This is a genomic window from Agrobacterium sp. 22-209-1 (genome assembly GCF_053522485.1).
The window spans coordinates 16,459-33,857 of record NZ_JBNWCH010000012.1; the positions used below are offsets into that span (position 1 = coordinate 16,459).

Sequence of the window (17,399 nt, forward strand, 5' to 3'; positions counted from 1 at the left end):
GCAGATGTCCATGACCCTCACAAAACTGCCGACGTGGCATGAAGGCGAGACCTTTATCCAGGAAAAGCTCGGCGTAAAGGAACGCATGGCCGCAGTCGGTCAGCGTGTCGTTCGCGATTTCATGCCGGACCAGCATCGCGACTTTTATGCGCAACTGCCGTTCATCGTCCTTGGCAGCGTCGACCAAGCCGGTGATGCCTGGGCGACTTTTGTCGAAGGTCAGCCGGGGTTCATGTCGTCGCCTTCGCCTGTTGTGCTGGACATCGCCGCGACCCGAGATCCAAGTGATCCCGCAAGTGAAGGGTTGGCGGACGGCCTCCCGATTGGTCTTCTCGGTATCGAGATGCACACCCGTCGTCGCAACCGCATGAACGGTTTTGTCTCAACGATAGAGGGCGGTTTCCGCGTCGATGTTGACCAGAGTTTTGGAAACTGCCCGCGTTACATCCAGCTGCGCGACTTCGCGTTCGAGCGCCAACCGGGAGCACCGTTCCAGGGTGAGGCGGAGGAACTGCCCGTGCTGGATGATCAGGCACGCGCGATCATCCAGCAAGCCGATGCTTTTTTTGTTGCCTCCTACGTCGATCGCGAAGACCGGCGCCAGGTGGATGTCTCCCACCGTGGCGGCAATGCCGGATTTGTTCGCGTTGGCGACGACGGCGTCCTGACGATCCCCGACTTTGATGGAAATCTTTTCTTCGCGACGCTTGGCAACATCCTGCTGAACGGAAAGGCAGGACTTCTGTTCGTGGATTTCGCAACGGGCGATGTGCTGCAGATGACGGGGAAGGCCGAAGTCATATTCGACTCACCCGAAATCGACGCGTTTCAAAGCGCTGAGCGGTTTTGGACATTCAAGCCGACACGTATCGTTCGTCGCCGCAATGCATTGGCTTTAAGATGGGCATTCCAGAAAGACGGCTGGTCGCCAAGCTCCCTGATGACAGGCAGCTGGAGCCAAGCCGCCGACCGTCTCCGCGCGACAGAGCTTGCCACAAGCTGGCGGCCAATGACCGTCACCGCGATCGTTGATGAGAGCGCAACGATCAAGTCTTTCCATCTGCAGCCCGGCGATGGCGCAGGGCTGCTCCCCCATAGGGCGGGTCAACATCTACCTATACGGATAAAGCTGCCCGGCGAAGAAAAGTCGATCATCCGCACCTATACGCTTTCGGTTGCGCCGTCCGATGGTATCTACCGCATCAGCGTCAAGCGAGACGGCCGGATTTCGCAGTTCTTGCATGATAATGCTGCCGTTGGCGATGTCATCGAGGTGCGCGCGCCGGCCGGCGACTTCAGCATCGACGCCGGGTCGACCCGTCCGGCGGTTCTTCTCGCAGGCGGCGTCGGCATCACGCCGCTGCTCGCGATGCTCCGTCATGTCGTCTATGAGGGGCTCCGCAAGCAACGCGTCCGCCCGGTGACGCTATTCCATGCGTCTCGTTCCAAGGCCGATAGGCCGTTCGACAAGGAGATCGCCAACCTTATCGGCGTGACGAAGGGCGCCGTGCGCTTGGTCAGGGTTCTCAGCGACCCCACGGATGCTGAAGAGGGCAGGGATTATGACGCCGCGGGGCGGATCGATATGGCGATGCTGACGCGGTTTCTCCCCTTCAACGACTATGATTTCTATCTCTGCGGACCTGCCCAGTTCACGCAGGGGCTTTATGACGGGTTGCGGGCTTTCAACATCGCTGACGATCGTATCCAGGCGGAAGCCTTCGGCCCGTCGTCGCTCATCCGCACGGGGCTTGCTACACCAGCCGTGATATCTCCCGCCGCGCAGCCGTCGGATAAACCGGTGCCGGTCATATTCACGAACTCCCTGAAAGAAGCACGGTGGACACCTGGTTCCGGCACTCTCCTGGAGTTCTCCGAGGCGCGAGGCCTCGAGCCCGAATTCAGTTGCCGCGAAGGCAATTGCGGGACGTGCCGGACGAAGCTCGTCAAGGGTGCCGTCGCTTATGTCAAGCAGCCCACCGCGAAGATCGGCGTCGACGAAGTGCTGCTCTGCTGCGCCGTTCCAGCCGAACAGGAAGGCGGCCTGCAGCTTGCTGTGTAAGCGGCGATTGCTGCGTCCAGCGCAACAGTCCCTTGTTTCCTTTCGATCTTCAGCAAGTTGTGCCACCGGATCATATTCAATCTCAAGAGAGCAACGTTTCTCTCAACCGAAAAAGGAGAATACAATGTCACGCATTCCTACCCCGGCCACCATCGAAGACGCTCCGGAAGCCTCTCGTCCGATCCTTGAGACCATCCAGAAGCAGATCGGATCCGTTCCGAACATTTTTCGGCTGGTTTCCAACAGCCCTGCCGCATTGACGGGCTTGACCTCGCTCCAGGGCGCACTCGGCAAAGGCAAGTTGCCGCCGGCCACTCGCGAACGCATCGCGCTCGCCATGGCTGAAGCCAACAGCTGTGATTACTGCCTCTCGGCCCACACCTTCACCGGCACGAAATTCGCCAAGCTCGATGAGAGCGAAATCGCCGCCAACCGCAACGGCACGTCGAAGGACCCCAAGGCGGCGGCGGCCGTCGAATTTACCCGGGCATTGACGGTGGCTCGTGGTTCCGTCGCGCCAGCGGAAATCGCCAAGGTTCGCGACGCAGGCTACAGCGACGCGGAAATCGTTGAGATCATCGCTCATGTCGCCCTCAATATCTTCACGAATTATGTGAATGAGGCCCTCGACACAGAAATCGATTTTCCCCGCATCCACCGAGCAGCTGCGTGATGCCTGGCCGGAAGGCGGTGCAAGACGCACCGCCTCGCCCACGATTGACCATCAACCCCAGAGGAACTTTTCCATGTCTCGTCCCCCGCTTCCCCCATTCACCAGAGAGAGTGCCATCGAAAAGGTCCGGTTAGCCGAAGATGGCTGGAATAGTCGCGATGCTGCCAAGGTCGCGCTCGCCTACACGCTCGACACACGCTGGCGCAACCGCGCCGAGTTCGCAAAGAACCGCGCCGAGGCCGAGGCATTCCTGACGCGCAAGTGGAACAAGGAACTCGAATATCGCCTCATCAAGGAACTATGGGCTTTCACCGGCAATCGTATCGCCGTGCGATATGCCTACGAATATCGCGACGACAGCGGCCAGTGGTACCGCGCCTATGGCAACGAGAACTGGGAATTCGCCGAGGACGGTCTGATGCGGGAACGTCACGCCAGCATCAACGAACACCCGATTTCCGAAGCCGACCGGAAGTTTCGTTGGCCCCTCGGCCGCAGACCAGACGACCATCCTGGCCTGACCGATTTCGGCTTTTAAGCCTTAACCCGAGGAGATGAAGAATGGTCGGCTCGTCAATTGATCCACGGGCAAGACTTTCAATAGAACTGGCCCTCACAGGAACGAATGCGAGCAAGCCTCTACTTGCCAAACAAGAAGAAGCCGGTCGTGCCCTCGGGATGACCGGCGCCGAGATAGATGTGGCAAGGCGGGGTTCAAGCTTCGACTTCAATACATCGATCGCCGTATCACTCGCTTTGAATGCCTGTCGCGAAACGCGCCAGCGCGCAATACGCGCTGGCATTTCCGAGGAAACCTGTGAGGAAATCGAACGCATCGCGCTTTCTCTTCGTGTGCAGGCCGCCTGAACCTCAGTTGCCTCTTGAGGCTTCGGTTCCGAGCACTTAAGGTGCTGGAAACAAACGCGATTGGGGACGAGGATGGATCGGTGGCAGGCAATGAGGATCTTTGTAAAGGTTGCCGAAACCGAGAGCTTCGCAGACACCGCTCGCCAGATGTTCATGAGCGCCCCGGCCGTCACGAGAGCGATTGCCTCGCTCGAAGACCTGATTGGAGCTCGCCTCCTGGTGCGGACCACCCGCTCTGTGAAGATGACCGAAGCGGGGGCTCGCTATTTTGAAGACTGTCGCCGGATTTTGGCCGATATCGCTGAAGCGGAGGCGGCCGCTGGCGGCTCCTACGCTACGCCGACGGGAACTTTATCGATAACCGCGTCAGCTCTGTTCGGGCAAATGTACGTCCTCCCGATTGTTACAAGCTACCTCGACACATATCCGACGATGAAGGCCAAGACGCTGTTCATCGATCGACCGGTCAACATTGTTGAGGAAGGGATCGATGTCGCTGTGCGTATCGGTCATCTCCCGGATTCAAATCTCTCTGCCGTCAAGGTCGGAACGGTCCGTCGCGTCATGTGCGGTTCGCCAAAGTATTTCGAGCGCCACGGCGTTCCGAAATCGCCAGACGATCTCAAAGACCACCGCATCGCTGCATCGACAGCGGCATGGGCTTCACCTGAATGGAAGTTTGCCGGCGATCTGCGCGTATCCGTGGATGCGGCCCTGCAATGCAATACCAACGAAGCGGCGATACAGTCCGCGCGTGAGGGATGGGGCCTGACCAGGGTTCTCAATTACCAGATCGGCCCAGCCCTCGTCGCAGGAGAACTCCAGATCATTCTCAGCGAGTTCGAGGAACCAGCTTTGCCAATTCATATACTCCATCCTGAAGGACGCCATGCTCCAGCAAAGGTCCGTGCCTTCGTCGATATGGCTGCATCCAGACTACGCGAGAACCGGCTTTTGAATTGATGTTTGGCTTTCCAGGGTGAAATAGTCGGCGATCAGGTTGCTTTTGGCATGCTCATTCTGTCGCATTCATATCATCTGATGAAATAATCCCTTGTCGAGTACGAGCATTCTCCCTCCAGGAAGAAAGAGCGATGGTGGTTGCAGGCAACAAGCCTCCCGCAATCACTCCTGAGGAAAACCACAATGTCTCATACTCTCGCCGTACTGCTTCTCGCATCCGCCAGCATCTTTGTTTCCGCTTCAGGCGCGACGGCCCTCGCCGCAACACCTGCCATCACGCAGCAGGCGCCTGCAACGGTCCATTATCGCTCCATGAAGATCGATGGGGTCAACGTCTTCTATCGTGAAGCCGGCCCCGCCGACGGCCCCGTCGTCGTGCTGCTTCACGGCTTTCCGACATCGTCCCACATGTTTCGCAACCTGATCCCGTTGCTCGCAGATCGCTACCGCGTCATCGCCCCTGACTATCCGGGCTTCGGCCAGAGCGATGCGCCGGATCACACAAAATTCGAATATTCCTTCGGCCACTATGCCGATATCGTCGATACGCTGCTGACCAAGCTCGGTGCTGCCAAATATTCGATGTATGTCATGGATTACGGCGCACCTGTCGGCTACCGGCTGGCGCTCAAGCACCCGGACCGCGTCACCGGCCTGATCGTCCAGAACGGCAATGCCTATGATGAAGGCATTCGTGATTTCTGGAACCCGATCCGCGCCTACTGGAAGTCGGGCGCGAAGAAGGACCGCGAAGCGCTCTCAGTGCTCGTCGCACCTGAAACAACCAAGTTCCAGTATACCGATGGCGTCAAGGACCTGTCCCGCATCAGCCCCGACAACTGGGTCCATGATCAGGCTCTACTCGACCGGCCGGGCAACAAGGATATCCAACTCGACCTCTTCTACGACTACCGCACGAACCTGCCGCTATATCCGCAGTTCCAGGCTTTCTTCCGCGGTCGCAAGCCGCCGACGCTGATCGTCTGGGGTAAGAACGACCAGATCTTCCCGGAACAAGGCGCACATCCCTATCTGCGTGACCTTCCTGAAGCTGAGTTCCATCTGATCGACACGGGACATTTTGCGCTTGAAGACAAGCTGGATGAAATGGCGCCGCTCATTCGAAGCTTCCTTGATCGCAAGATCTCGAAGTGAAACGCCGCTGGCTTCCTGCAACTGCCGAAATGGTTGCGGGAAGCCTCACCCGTTCGTGGGCTTCGATGTCGCAGGCGTTCAGTTTGTTTTAAACGCCTGCCGTGTCAGGTCAGGAAACCGTTGCAGACCAGATGCCATCATTAGATGCTTTTGGCGCGTAGCGTTACTTAAAATCAGTGGGTTGGTTGGATTAGGTCGAAGTCCAGCGGTTTGATTCCTGTCAAGATGAAGAACTTCGCGAGCATGTCTGCACAGGCTTCCTTTCCACAAAGTAATATACTCTCTTAAGATTGCTAGCGGTTACCATCCGTCATGGATGACCTGTCAGGTTACAGACACCGAACGAGCTATATCAAAAAACGCCCGCACAAGCTTGCCTCCGCTGCGTTCGCGCAGGCATATGAGAGCCTCATCCATGAGGATCTGCGGGCCGTCGATCCGGATGGGAAGAAGGCGATTATCGTGTCCGAATTCGGCGTAGGATACAAACCCGACACCACCACCCGATGCAACGATTTCTCGTACTGCTTCCCGGCCTCTTGCTTCAATTCTCGGCATAAATGTCACGCCGCATTCACTGGCCATGGCCTCTAATTTCTGGCGCGTCTTCGATCCCTGTTCACGCATGACCAAGGGGTATTTTGACAATTCTTCGAAGGTGGCCACTCCGGACAAAGCCAACGGATTATCCTTGCTGGCGAAAGCGATAATGGGCGTTGAGTTGAGTTTCAGGACTTCAAATTCGTTGCCTTGGGGGATTTCACCAAGCACGCCGATATCCGCGTCGTAGGAATGCAGGCTGGTCGTCACGGTTTCGGTATTGCCTGCATCGACGATAATCTGGACGTTAGGGTAGGTCTTACGGAAAACCGCTAGAATGTGAAGCAGATGATGCGCCGCGTCGGCGACGATGCGGAGTTTTCCGGAGCGCAACGCACGCGATTCCGATAACATGTCGAGCGCCTGCTGCTCCGTGTCGAACATGCGGCGTGTGACTTCCAGGAGCTGCTGGCCCGCGTGGGTGAGTACGACCTGCTTCTTGGTCCTGTTGAACAGCAGGACGTCGTATTCCTCTTCAAGTTTGCGTACCTGATCGGAAATGGCTGGCTGGGTCAGGAAGAGCGCTTCGGCCGCGCGGGAGAAGCCACCGTGGATCGCCACATTGTGAAAAGCGCGCAACTGCACATACCGCATCTTCTTACCCCAAGTATAGCATCAGCCAATGAATGCATCAAAACGAACGATTTGATTTATGTAAAGGGACAAGTGATGCTGGCCTGATTTTTCTGGAGCATTGCGGAGCGCTGGCATGAACATTTACTCGGTCTTGCTCGAACTTACGGCTGCGGTCGTCTTGTTGCTGTTTGCAATCAGCCTGCTTCGAACCGGTATCGAACGATCCTTCGGTGAGATCATTCGAAGGACGATGTCAGGCCCGACGGGCCGGATACGGGCCGCGATCAGCGGGTGCGCGCTTGCTGTGTTGTTCCAGAGTTCGACTGCCGTTGCGATGCTGACCGCAGGGTTTTCCGCGAGCGGCCTTATTGGTCTGGAGACCGGGCTGGCTGTCTTGTTAGGCGCCGATCTCGGATCCGCATTGGTGGTCAAGGTGCTAACTTTCGATCTGCACCTGTTGGCACCCGCACTCCTGATCGTGGGCGGTCTCACGCATCTTAAGGCGGGATCAGCTGTGATCAGGAATGGCGGAACCGCAGTTCTGGGAGCTGCTTTGCTTTTGATCTCCCTGAAGATGGTGGGAGGTGCGACCGCGCCTCTCGCTCAAAACTCGGTTCTGCCAATCCTGGTGAGCTATATCGGACGCGATCCTGTTACGGCGATGCTGCTCGCTGCTGTTTTCACATGGGCACTGCATTCCAGTGTTGCAGCTATTTTGCTGATTTTGACCTTTGCTTCGAAGGGGGTCATCTCCGTCGACGTTGGCGTGCCACTTATCCTTGGCACGAATCTTGGCGGTGCCATGATCGCTGTCTGGTTGACAAGGGGGCAGCCGCTCGATGCACGCCGTCCGCCACTGGGTAATCTCCTTTTCCGCGCATGTGCAGCCCTCGTGACACTTGCATCCCTGTATGCTGGCCTTCCCATGGTCTGGCTACCTGGCGCATCCGACGCCGCACAACTCGTCAATCTGCACGTCATTTTCAATGCCGGGCTTGTTGGCTGCGGATTGTTCTTATGTAATCCAATGGGGAGGTTTCTTAAGCTCATCGTAAAACCTCCTTCGGATGAGGTAAAAAGCTTTTACCATCGCGACAGTGCCTTGGACCAGGCGCTGATTTCGACTCCAACCCTTGCGTTGGCGGCCGCTGCTCGCGAAGTGTTGCATATGGGAGAACTTGTTTCTCGCATGCTTGAGCCGGTGATGAAAATCATGCAGGCGCCGACAATGCCCGAAATCTGTGAACTTCAGGACCTTGATCACGAGGTGAACCGAGCGCATCGCGAGATCAAACATTATATCGCCGCCGTGAACCGGGGAGTTCTTGACGAGGAACAAGCCAGGCTTGGAATGGAACTGGCGGAAGCAGCAATCCATCTCGAATATGCCGGCGATGTGATCGTGAAAAGCCTGCTGCAATTGGCTGAGAAGCGACTTGAGAATGGTAAGAATTTTTCTTCAGAGGGCTGGGGAGAACTAACCGAACTCCATTCGACGGTAGCCTCAAATGTCAAACTTGCATCCAGCCTTCTGATGTCTCCGGATCCGTCGATCGCCCGCCAGCTTGTGCGACAGAAGGAACATGTGCGCCGGATGGTACAGGCTAGCAGTACCCGGCACATCCTACGCCTGCAGCAAGGTGTCCAAGCCAGCATCGAGTCCAGCAACATGCACTTGGAAATGGCGCGCGCTTTGAAAGAAATCAATTCGTTGGTCACGACCATGGCTTACCCGCGGCTTATCGCAAGCGGTGACCTGCTCGATAGCCGCCTGACATCCGTCGCGTGATGTATAGGCGTAAGTAATGATTTTATCTAAAAGAACGATTTTACATATATGTCGATAGGTCTCATCCTTGTCCTACAAGCTCTAACGCGAGGACTGGAAATGACAATCGAGACATTGAAGGAAAGTCGTCAGCCACTGGAGTCTCCGAGATTAGGGGAACCTTATCTGCTGACCCCGGGTCCTCTGACGACTGCCTATGAAGTGAAAGAAGCCATGCTTCGGGACTGGGGTTCATGGGACGGCGACTTTCGCGCCATGACCGCAGAGCTTCGTCGTGAACTTTTGGACATTGCAGGAGACGTCAATGGCGAGTTCGACTGCGTGCCGATGCAGGGCAGCGGTTCGTTCTCGGTCGAGGCCATGCTCGGAAGCTTTGTTCCCAAAGACGGTAAGGTTCTGGTTTTGATCAATGGTGCCTATGGCAAGCGCATTGCGCAGACGCTGGGCTATATCAACCGCAGCCATGTAATCATCGACAAGGGTGATTATATGCCGCCGCGAGGAGCAGAGGTTGCCGCTGCTCTCGATGCCGATGCGGCGATAACACATGTGATCGTCGTGCATTGCGAGACTAGTTCGGGCATTCTCAACCCCTTGAGGGAGATATCGGAAGCTGTATACGCGCGCGGTCGCAAGCTTCTTGTGGACTCTATGAGTGCGTTTGGTGCCGTACCGGCGGGGATTGCAGATTTCCGCTACGAGGCAATCGTTTCGTCCGCCAACAAATGCATCGAGGGTGTTCCCGGGTTCGGCTTCGTCATTGCACGCAAGACAGAGCTTGAGGCCGCCAAAGGCCGCAGCCACTCGCTGAGTCTTGATGTTCACGCTCAATGGGACGCGATGAACAAGACGGGGCAATGGCGCTTCACGCCGCCCACCCATGTCGTGGCAGCCTTCATCGAAGCATTGCGCCTGCACCGTAAGGAAGGTGGTGTCGCTGGACGAGGAGGCCGCTATACCCGCAACCGTGATATCATGGTGGCTGGAATGCGAGACGCGGGCTTCGAGACGCTGCTCGGCGATGACTGGCTGTCGCCAATAATTGTCACCTTTTTCAGCCCGGCTGATCCGAAATTCCGGTTCGAAACATTCTACGATCTCATGAAGACCAAAGGTTTCATCATTTATCCCGGCAAGTTGACTGTTGTCGAAAGCTTCCGTGTCGGCTGCATCGGTCGCATGGACGAACATGTCATGCGCAAGGTCGTCGAAGCCGCCCGTGCTTCGCTCGCAGAAATGGGTGTTACCAGCGCAGCCCCTCCCGAAGTCGCTCTTGCAGAACGCAGCCGCTTGGCTGCCTGACCAATCAAGGATACCGGAGTTTCCAATGAATCAGATTTCCAAAATCACTGTTGATGCAAACAGGCGTTCCTACCCATGGCCTCTGGTGCCGGCGATCGCCATCTGCCTGGACGGTTGCGAACCAGCCTATCTCGACGAGGCAATCGAGGCGGGCCTGATGCCGACCTTGAAGCGCATCAAGGCGAGTGGGACTGAAAGGATGGCGATGAGCGTCATTCCAAGCTTCACCAACCCGAACAACATGTCGATTGCGACCGGCCGGCCGCCATCGATCCATGGCATCTGCGGCAACTATCTTTACGAGCCGCAGACGGGCAAGGAAGTCATGATGAACGACCCGCGCTTCCTGCGCGCGCCGACGATCTTCAAGGCGTTCTACGATGCTGGAGCCAAGGTTGCCATCGTGACGGCAAAGGACAAGCTGCGCGCTTTGCTCGGAAAGGGCTTGAGCTTCGACGATAATCGGGCGATCTGCTTTTCCTCGGAAAAATCCGACACGTCGACAAAGGCGGCAAACGGCATCGACAACGCTTCGGCCTGGCTGGGGCTCCCCGTGCCCGAAGTCTACTCGGCCGATCTTTCGGAGTTTGTTTTTGCAGCTGGCGTCAAGCTTTTGAAGGAATTTCGTCCTGACGTTATGTATCTGACAACCACGGACTACGTTCAGCACAAGTATGCCCCGGGCGTTCCCGAAGCGAATTCATTTTACGAGATGTTCGATAAGTACCTGACGCAGCTTGATGCGATGGGTGCTGCCATTGTTGTTACCGCCGACCACGGCATGAAGCCCAAGCACAAAGCCGATGGCACGCCGGACGTGATCTATGTCCAGGATGTACTCGACCAGTGGCTGGGGAAAGACGCGGCGCGCGTGATCCTGCCGATCACCGATCCCTACGTCGTCCATCACGGTGCGTTGGGCTCCTTTGCGACCGCCTATCTGCCAGAGGATGCAAGCCGCGAGGACATCATCGAGCGTCTTGCGGCCATCGATGGGATCGATCTGGTGTTGGCAAGGCCGGAGGCCTGTGTGCGGTTCGAACTTCCAGACGACCGGATCGGCGACATCGTTCTGATCTCTTCGGAAAACAAGACCCTTGGAACCAGCGAGCATCGCCACGATCTTGCCGCCCTCAATGAGCCGTTGCGGTCCCACGGCGGGCTTACCGAACAGAGGGTTCCCTTCATCGTCAACCGGAAGCTTCCCGATCTCCTCAGTGCAAACTCCCTGCGAAACTTCGATGCATTCTTCTACGCGCTTGTTGCCGCCGCGCAGCCGGCTAGCTGAGGTGATGTCATGACCAAGGCTGAAACAGACTTCAAGCTTCGACATGAACCGATGCGCATTGCTGGCAGGCCGGTCTCGACGGATGCTGTCATCGAAGTTCGCTATCCCTGGAACGATGCGGTTGTCGGCACTGTGCCGGCGGGCCATGCTGAACATGCACGGGAGGCATTTGCAATCGCCGCGGCGTACCAGCCAAAGCTAACGCGTTATGAGAGACAACGTATCTTGCTGACGGCTGCCGACGCGCTGGTGGCCAGAAAGGAAGAGATTTCCGATCTGATTACGCTGGAGCTTGGCATATCGAAGCAGGATTCCCTCTATGAGGTCGGACGTGCCTACGATGTCTTGACGCTCTCCGGGCAGATGTGCATTCGCGACGACGGCGAAATCTTTTCCTGCGACCTGACCCCGCACGGCAAAGCCCGCAAGATTTTCACGATGCGCGAGCCCCTGACTGCGATTTCAGCGATCACGCCGTTCAACCATCCTCTCAATATGGTGGCGCACAAGATCGCGCCTGCCATCGCGACGAACAATTGCGTCGTTCTGAAGCCGACCGAACTGACGCCAATGACGGCACTTGTCCTGGCTGATATCCTTTACGAGGCCGGCCTGCCACCGGAGATGCTGTCCGTTGTTACCGGTTGGCCTGTCGATATCGGAATGGAAATGATCACCAATCCCGATTTCGATCTCATCACCTTTACCGGTAGCGTACCCGTCGGCAAACTGATCGCAGCCAATGCCCGTTACAAGCGGCAGGTTCTGGAACTGGGGGGCAACGACCCGCTTATTATTCTCAACGATCTTTCCGACGACGATCTCGCGCGGGCGGCCGACCTTGCCGTCGCCGGTGCGACCAAGAACTCCGGACAAAGGTGTACGGCCGTCAAACGTATCCTGTGCCAGGAAAGTGTTGCGGACCGTTTCGTTCCCCTCGTGCTTGAACGGGCAAAGAGGCTTCGGTTTGGTGATCCGATGGATCGCTCGACCGATCTTGGAACGGTCGTTCACGCCAAGGCAGCTGAGACATTTGAGAAGCGTGTTCACATGGCGGCCGAGCAAGGAGCGGAGGTTCTCTACAATCCCGGCCGTAACGGCGCACTTTTGCCACCGATTGTCCTCGATCATGTCCCGCACTCTTCCGAGCTGGTTATGGAAGAGACATTTGCACCGATCATACCGATTGTCCGGGCCCCCGATGACGACGACGCCCTGATCGCTTTATCGAACTCCACCGCGTTTGGCCTATCTTCTGGCGTCTGCACGAACGATTTCCGTCGAATTCAGAAATATATCGCAGGGCTTAAGGTTGGAACCGTCAATATCTGGGAGGTCCCTGGTTATCGCATCGAGATGTCGCCCTTCGGTGGGATCAAAGATTCCGGAAATGGCTACAAGGAAGGCGTTAGCGAAGCGATGAAGAGCTTCACCAACGTCAAGACCTTCTCTCTTCCCTGGTAAACGCATATATGCCGGTCTTTTGAAAAAGGGGCGCTTTCGCGTCCCTTTTTTTGTAGTTCATCAATCCTGCTATATTTTAAGGCACATAGTATAAATCGTCTAGAAAAGTGATTTATATTTGCGCATGACGAACGTCATATGCCTGTTACATAGGCGTGCATCTCATCGATTCAATTTTGGAAATGATAAGAATAATAAATTTTACTAACTGATGCGTGCGTGCAGAATGGGTACCAGCGGACGGGCCACGGCGGAAAATGCGGTCGTCTCCTGCGATTTTTGGCACATTTCAATTTTCAATGAAGGAACCGGACATGAACAGGCGCACGCATTTTTTCATGGCTTTGGCAGCAGCCACTATGCTTTCCTCTGCTGCACTCGCCCAGACAGAATTGACTGTCTATACTTCAATTGAGGCGGTTGATCTTGATCGATACAAGCAGGCTTTCGAGAAAGCAAATCCTGACATTAAGATAAACTGGGTGCGGGACTCGACCGGCGTCATGACCGCCAAGCTACTCGCCGAGAAGGACAACCCGCAGGCGGATGTCGTCTGGGGTGTGGCTGCGACCTCGCTGCTACTCCTGAAGTCCGAAGGCATGCTTGAAGCCTATCAGCCGAAGGGTGTCGAAGCCCTCGATAAGAAGTTCGTTGATGCCGACACGCCACCTTCATGGGTGGGAATGGACGCTTACGTCGCAGCACTTTGCTACAACACCAAGGAAGGCGAGAAACTTGGTTTGAAGGCACCCGTCAGCTGGGAAGATCTGACCAAACCCGAGTACAAGGGGCACGTGGTCATGCCCAACCCAGCCTCTTCGGGTACCGGCTTCCTGGACGTGTCCGGCTGGATACAGACATTCGGCGAAGAAAAGGCCTGGAGTTACATGGACAAGCTCCATGAAAATATCTCAGCCTACACCCATTCCGGATCCAAGCCCTGCAAGATGGCGGCGTCCGGCGAAACGGTCATCGGCGTATCCTTCGAGTTTCCGGGAGCCAAGGCAAAGGCGGCCGGCGCGCCTATCGACATCATTTTCCCGAAGGAAGGCTCTGGATGGGAGGCTGAAGCGACTGCCATCATCGCGGGCACCTCGAAACTCGAAGCGGCAAAGACCTTGGTCGACTGGTCGATCACCAAGGAAGCCAACGAAATGTACAACGTTGGCTATGCCGTTGTTGCCTATCCGGGCGTTGCAAAGGCGGTCGAATTTCTTCCTGCCGACATTCCGTCTAAAATGATCAAGAACGATTTCGAATGGGCCGCAAACCATCGTGGCGAAATCCTCAAAGAATGGCAGAGACGCTTTGACGCAAAGTCGGAACCGAAGAGCTGATGCGGCGGTAGTCCACTCGGGACCCAGACGGGGTGGCCGGCGGCCACCCGTCAAACGAAAGGCTTGCCTTCTTTGATCGGAGCAACATCATGAGACATGCTTTGGCAGTCGAACCGACACATACGAGTGTACAGCGCCCTGTTCTGGAGGGTGACAGTTTGAGGCCGGAGTATCTGGAAGTTGCCGGCCTGTGGAAACAATATGACGACTTCGTCGCGCTCAGGGATATCTCGCTCCTGATCAGGCAGGGTGAGTTCGTCTGTTTTCTTGGGCCATCCGGCTGCGGCAAGACGACGTTGTTGCGGGCAATCGCAGGGCTGGATCTCCAGTCGCGCGGCTCGATTGTTCAGGCAGGCAAGGATATTTCCACCCTCCCGGCTTCGAAGCGCGATTACGGTATTGTCTTCCAGTCCTACGCGCTGTTTCCAAACCTGACGATCGAAAAAAACATATCCTTCGGATTGGAAAATGCCGGACGTCGCCCCGCAGAGATCGCCGCGCGCGTTTCCGAACTACTGTCGCTTGTGGGGCTTTCAAGCCAGGCAAAAAAATATCCGTCACAGCTTTCCGGCGGTCAGCAGCAGCGTATTGCGCTTGCCCGTGCGATTGCGGTATCGCCTGGCCTTCTGCTGCTGGATGAGCCGCTTTCAGCTCTTGATGCCAAAGTCCGCGTTCACCTGCGCCATGAGATCAAGTCGCTGCAAAGAAAGCTCGGCGTAACGACGATCATGGTAACGCATGACCAGGAGGAAGCCCTGGCAATGGCAGATCGCATCGTAGTGATGAACCACGGCGTGATCGAACAGATCGGGACCCCGACCGAAATCTACCGGCATCCGAAATCCCTCTTCGTCGCCGATTTCATCGGCGAGACAAACCAGTTTGAAGCGCGCGTCGCGACAATAGGTTCGATCGAGATCGGTCGTTCAGAGTTTTCCTGCGATGCCAGTCAAATGGCAATCGGCACGCAAATAACCGCCGTCGTCCGCCCGGTGGATATCATTCCGCATGGCGCGGATGCCCACACCGCGAATGCTGCTGACCGCCCAGTGACACCCCAGAACCTGATTGATGCACAGGTTCTTGATATGGAGTTTCTTGGCATGTTCTGGCGCACGCGCCTGACCGCTCCACGGCTCGGGGAGACTATTCTGGTTGCGGACTTTTCCGTTAATGCGGTGCGTCGCCTCAGGATCGAGGTTGGCGGTGCTATACAGGTCGAAATCCCCCGTGACCGCCTCCTCCTTTATCCGAAAGGAACCTGATAATGTCACTTGTGATGGACGGGATGCCTGCGGGCAGGACACTCAAGCAGGACATTTCGCGAGACGAGTTTGTCAAGCGGGGGCTCATGGTCGTGATTGGCCTCTATCTGATCGTTGCCTTGGCCGCACCCTTGTATGTCATGCTTTCCAAGTCGTTTTCGACGTACCGTTTCGACCTCGGCAGTTTTGAATTCCAGGTCAGTGATGAAAGTGGTTTCAACTGGACCGATCCGACAAGCGCCGCAAAACTGAATGCAGCGACTGGTGCCTTTTCGGGTGCAGACCTCGACACCACCTCCGACGGTCGTCTGGCCGCAACGAAACTTTTTGCCGAATTCAACTTCCGCAGTCCTGTGAAGTATCGAATCCGCGGCACATCAGACGACGCTGCCTATCTCGTTGGATCGACGTTGCAGCGGGGCACCAGTTGGCAGGAATACGATTCCAATACATTTCGTCGCGTTGTTCTTCGTCCGGCTCGTGACTTCGGCCTTTCAAATTTCTTGACTTACTTCTCCACGCCGGCTCTTGCACAATCTATCCGTAATTCTGTTTTGATGGCTACGATCAGCACCGTTGCCACGGTCAGCATCGCGTTCGCGCTCGCCTATGCACTCGCACGGAGCTGTATGCCCTGGAAGGGAGCGGTGAGGGGTATCCTGACCATTCCTATCCTCGTTCCATCCTTGTTGCCAGGCATTGCGCTTGTTTATCTGTTCGGCAACCAGGGGGTATTCAAGGACTGGTTGCTGGGTTATTCCATCTACGGGCCGATCGGGATTGTTATTGGTTCGATTTTCTTCACGCTGCCGCATGCGTTCATGATCATTTCGACCGCTCTGTCGATCGCCGATGCACGCCACTACGAAGCTGCAGCTTCGCTGAGGGCCAGCAAGTGGCGGACGTTCTGGACCGTCACGGTGCCTGGAGCGCGCTATGGCGTTGTTTCGGCCGCGTTCGTTGTCTTCACGCTGGTCATCACTGACTTCGGACTGCCGAAGGTTATCGGTGGTCAGTATGGCATGCTCGCTGTTGACATCTACAAGCAGGTTATCGGTCAGCAGAATTTCGAGATGGGCGCTGTCGTATCCGTGATCCTCCTGTTCCCCGCCGTTCTTGCATTTGCGGTCGACCGATTGATGCAAAGGCGGCAGGTTGCACTGCTTTCGGCTCGCGCCGTTCCATATGCCCCGAAGCCAAACCCGCGGTTCGATACGGCCTGCTTCGCATTCTGCAGTCTCGTGGCGGTGTTTGTCCTTGGGATCATCGCCATGTGCCAACTCGCAGCCGTGGTGAAATTCTGGCCCTACGATCTGAGCCTTACGGTCAAAAATTTTGCGTTCGATCTCATGGATGGCGGCGGATGGGATGCCTATTATAATTCAATCCATCTCGCGCTTCTGACTGCAATATTCGGTTCCATTGTTGTGTTCGCCGGGGCGTATATGGTCGAAAAGGCGCAAGGCTTTGCTCTTGGTCGGGGGATGTTCCATTTTCTGGCGATGATGCCTATGGCGGTCCCCGGAATGGTTCTCGGGCTGGCTTACATCTTCTTCTTCAACGATCCCGCCAACCCCCTTAATTCCATCTATGGAACTATGACCATTCTGGTCGTCTGCACGGTGACACACTTTTACACCGTCGCGCACCTGACGGCCCTGACTGCACTGAAGCAGATGGATCCCGAGTTCGAATCTGTCTCATCATCGTTGAAACAGCCCTTCTACAGACTGTTTTTCCGCGTTACGGTCCCCGTTTGCCTGCCTGCTATTCTCAGCATCGCGATCTACCTTTTCGTCAATGCAATGACGACGGTGTCCGCCGTGGTGTTTCTCTACGCTTCTGACACGAAGCTGGCGTCTGTCGCTGTGCTCAACATGGATGATGCAGGTGACATCGCACCCGCAGCCGCGATGGGCATGATGATTTTCTATACGAACGTTATCGCCAAGCTCATCCATGCCGGCGTTGCGCGAGGAATCCTCATCCGCACGCAGGCCTGGAGATGACCGGCGGCGTGCGGAAGGCCATCTTGGAAACAACAGAAATGAACGAGTT

General features: G+C 56.3%; 14 protein-coding genes. 13 read left to right on the plus strand and 1 reads right to left on the minus strand.

The annotated features are described in order from the left end of the window. Positions 1–4: 4 nt before the first annotated feature. The 6 genes from ACQZ48_RS20755 to ACQZ48_RS20780 all read left to right on the plus strand — a co-directional run bounded on the left by ACQZ48_RS20755 (position 5) and on the right by ACQZ48_RS20780 (position 5,720). On the plus strand, positions 5–2,062 hold the full coding sequence (locus ACQZ48_RS20755) for an FAD-binding oxidoreductase (RefSeq protein ID WP_448729385.1): 2,058 nt from the start codon (positions 5–7) through the stop codon (positions 2,060–2,062). Positions 2,063–2,186: 124 nt separating this feature from the next. Continuing rightward, positions 2,187–2,735, plus strand: a complete 549-nt coding sequence (locus ACQZ48_RS20760) for a carboxymuconolactone decarboxylase family protein (RefSeq protein ID WP_448729386.1) — start codon at positions 2,187–2,189, stop codon at positions 2,733–2,735. 73 nt (positions 2,736–2,808) lie between these two features. Next, positions 2,809–3,273, plus strand: a complete 465-nt coding sequence (locus tag ACQZ48_RS20765) for a nuclear transport factor 2 family protein (RefSeq protein WP_077984650.1) — start codon at positions 2,809–2,811, stop codon at positions 3,271–3,273. 23 nt (positions 3,274–3,296) lie between these two features. Next, entirely contained in the window at positions 3,297–3,602 is a 306-nt protein-coding gene (locus ACQZ48_RS20770) for a hypothetical protein (protein ID WP_448729387.1), read from the plus strand. Between the two features lie 72 nt (positions 3,603–3,674). Beyond that, complete coding sequence (locus ACQZ48_RS20775) at positions 3,675–4,565, plus strand: LysR family transcriptional regulator (RefSeq protein WP_077984654.1); 891 nt, start codon at positions 3,675–3,677, stop codon at positions 4,563–4,565. Positions 4,566–4,748: 183 nt separating this feature from the next. Beyond that, positions 4,749–5,720: an alpha/beta fold hydrolase gene (locus ACQZ48_RS20780; protein WP_448729388.1), complete on the plus strand. Its 972-nt coding sequence runs from the start codon at positions 4,749–4,751 to the stop codon at positions 5,718–5,720. 324 nt (positions 5,721–6,044) lie between these two features. Here the strand turns inward: ACQZ48_RS20780 and ACQZ48_RS20785 are convergent, their stop codons facing one another. Further along, positions 6,045–6,914, minus strand: coding sequence for a LysR substrate-binding domain-containing protein (locus tag ACQZ48_RS20785; protein ID WP_077984656.1), 870 nt, complete (start codon positions 6,912–6,914; stop codon positions 6,045–6,047). Positions 6,915–7,029: 115 nt separating this feature from the next. Between ACQZ48_RS20785 and ACQZ48_RS20790 the strand changes: the two genes are divergently transcribed. The 7 genes from ACQZ48_RS20790 (at position 7,030) to ACQZ48_RS20820 (ending at position 17,350) form a co-directional block, all read left to right on the plus strand. Then, positions 7,030–8,685 (plus strand): Na/Pi cotransporter family protein, encoded by a 1,656-nt coding sequence (locus ACQZ48_RS20790; RefSeq protein WP_448729389.1) that lies wholly within the window; start codon positions 7,030–7,032, stop codon positions 8,683–8,685. Between the two features lie 99 nt (positions 8,686–8,784). After that, positions 8,785–9,987: a 2-aminoethylphosphonate--pyruvate transaminase gene (locus ACQZ48_RS20795; protein ID WP_077984658.1), complete on the plus strand. Its 1,203-nt coding sequence runs from the start codon at positions 8,785–8,787 to the stop codon at positions 9,985–9,987. Positions 9,988–10,012: 25 nt separating this feature from the next. Beyond that, positions 10,013–11,275, plus strand: coding sequence for a phosphonoacetate hydrolase (gene phnA, locus ACQZ48_RS20800; protein ID WP_077984659.1), 1,263 nt, complete (start codon positions 10,013–10,015; stop codon positions 11,273–11,275). A 9-nt stretch (positions 11,276–11,284) separates the two neighbouring features. Then, complete coding sequence (gene phnY, locus ACQZ48_RS20805; RefSeq protein WP_448729390.1) at positions 11,285–12,739, plus strand: phosphonoacetaldehyde dehydrogenase; 1,455 nt, start codon at positions 11,285–11,287, stop codon at positions 12,737–12,739. A gap of 314 nt (positions 12,740–13,053) precedes the next feature. Then, positions 13,054–14,076 carry a putative 2-aminoethylphosphonate ABC transporter substrate-binding protein gene (locus ACQZ48_RS20810; RefSeq protein WP_077984830.1) on the plus strand — a complete coding sequence of 341 codons (1,023 nt, stop codon included), beginning with the start codon at positions 13,054–13,056 and terminating at the stop codon, positions 14,074–14,076. A gap of 89 nt (positions 14,077–14,165) precedes the next feature. Continuing rightward, entirely contained in the window at positions 14,166–15,341 is a 1,176-nt protein-coding gene (locus ACQZ48_RS20815; protein ID WP_448729391.1) for a putative 2-aminoethylphosphonate ABC transporter ATP-binding protein, read from the plus strand. A gap of 2 nt (positions 15,342–15,343) precedes the next feature. Beyond that, the gene (locus ACQZ48_RS20820) at positions 15,344–17,350 is read left to right on the plus strand and encodes a putative 2-aminoethylphosphonate ABC transporter permease subunit (RefSeq protein ID WP_448729392.1); all 2,007 of its coding nucleotides are present in this window, start codon (positions 15,344–15,346) and stop codon (positions 17,348–17,350) included. Positions 17,351–17,399 lie beyond the last annotated feature (49 nt).